We start from the raw sequence: 656 nt of genomic DNA, 5'->3' as shown, positions 1-656 counted from the left end.
TGATGGATGTTTTGTATAAATGTTTTGACGCTCGACTTGGCTTTCCCTTTGGTCAAAGTGATCCCTTTCTCCTTTTCATTTTTGATCTTATCACGTGCCAACGCTTCTTGTAGAATGGCCACCAATGGACCATTCCCTGAAAGATAAACACTTGCTTCTCCACCTTCATCATCCAAGTGTGTAGTCGCAACTTTCAATCCCACAAGTGTTTTCCCTGCACCAGGGACTCCGGTGACAAAACAGATAATTTTTTTGTTATTCTCCCTTGCTTGGGTGATAATTTCAGAGATTGTGTCAGTTGTTTTGGAGAGATTTGTTGCATCTGCATCACTTCTCGTAATCTCATCTACGGTGTGGTTCTTATAGAGTGAGATTGCAGCTTCAATGATTGTAGGGGTGGGAGAGTACCTTCCAGCAGCATAACCGGTAGGGTCAACAGTTTGGATTTCATCATAAAAATCCAATACAGCATGTATAATGATTTTCAAACTTTCCCCGTTGGTTTTGATTGGAAGAATCAGATTGTCGTTATGAGAGGTAGTGACAATCTCACTGAATATGTTCTTTGCTTCTGTTGCTACTAAAATAGGCACTAACAGTGCTTGATGGCTTGGCTCGTGGAAGTTTTTCAAATCCAGTGCATAATCCCATACCTG

The 656-nt window shown here is 41.2% G+C and carries 1 protein-coding gene; it reads right to left on the bottom strand.

What is annotated here, in order from left to right; genetic code table 11:
- A partial coding sequence (locus B3B27_RS06065) for a DNA/RNA helicase domain-containing protein (protein WP_286847110.1) occupies positions 1-656 on the bottom strand: 656 nt, incomplete at both ends.

The organism is Proteiniphilum sp. UBA5463, from assembly GCF_002427225.1.
In the GTDB taxonomy this organism is placed as follows: Bacteria; Bacteroidota; Bacteroidia; order Bacteroidales; family Dysgonomonadaceae; genus Proteiniphilum; species Proteiniphilum propionicum.
Note: the sequence above shows the minus strand (reverse complement) of the source record. Positions and strands in the feature narration are given on the sequence as shown.